The sequence below is a fragment of the Wolbachia endosymbiont of Cylisticus convexus genome, from assembly GCF_003344345.1.
Genome location: NZ_QPIP01000123.1, coordinates 1 through 1,126 on the forward strand (window position 1 = coordinate 1; position 1,126 = coordinate 1,126).

General features: G+C 35.8%; 1 pseudogene. It reads right to left on the bottom strand.

Annotated features, from left to right (window positions below):
• Nucleotides 1-8: 8 nt before the first annotated feature.
• Nucleotides 9-1,126, bottom strand: a pseudogene (locus Wcon_RS08850) (IS4 family transposase); the annotation flags it as partial.

Sequence of the window (1,126 nt, forward strand, 5' to 3'; positions counted from 1 at the left end):
CCTTACTATTACCCATAAGTATAAAGTTCAGTAGCAAGCCTCCATCCTTCTGATAAATCAAAGAGACGTCTCCATCCTTTCCAAAGGGTAATAGGTCCAGGTTCTGGGTCATTTTTTCTGGCTAAGTGGCCTCCAAGCTGAGCAATCCATGAAACAACCTCTTTTATAGTAGGAGTTACATTTGGGCATTTGTGTATTTTCGCGTATAAAACTTTCCACTCTTCTTCAGCTAATAAAGTAGTGCACGGTAGTGTTGGATTGGTTCTTGCAATTGTTGTAATAAAAAAAATTCTCCAAGCAATAACACTCATAACCGTTAAATACCTCATTAATCTTTCTGCTGTTTCAAGTCTACATTCTTCAACTTTAAGGCCAGATTTTAAAATTTTATGAAGTATCTCTATCTTCCATCTAAGACAATACCAACTAACCTTTTCAACTGCCTCATCAAAAGTATTGACAGGAAGATTCGTTAAAAGCATCCACTCTAGCGGACTTGCTTCAGGAGGACAGAACAACATAAACTGCATAAAGTGGTAGGTTATATAACTCTTTATACCTTATGTGCCTTTTAGGCGGATCCATCATAAACTTCCCAAACTTAACCTCTAAACATGCTGTTCTTTTTGGCTTATTATCTCTTGCAGGGATTTCAATTTCTATTGTACCAATGCTAGAGAAGTCTTCAACAAATTTCCATAATTTTTGTTTATCGTTGGAAAATCTGGATTTTCTATTTATATCTCGATCTTTGGAAGCTCTTACTAAAACTGCTGAGTTAAGATTACGTGCAAGTTCAAAAAATTCATAAATATCTGCCTCTCTATCACATACAGTTATAGCTTCAGTTTTAGTTGAGTCTATAATGCTATCTGTTTTCTTTAGGCTTTCTAGCCACTTTATACTTTCTTTATCTTCAATATGTGCTCTTTTACGATTCCTCTCTTTTAGCTCTTTGGCTTCTTCAGAAACAGGTGGTCTCGAGTAAATTTTTTGATCTAGTATTCCTAATGCCAAGCCTTCTGTACTAACAGCAAAAGCTGTATGCAGCATAACACCCTTACTACGTTTTCTTGAGATAATTCCCAACCCACTTGTTTTTTTATGGCCCGTGTATGAAATACAA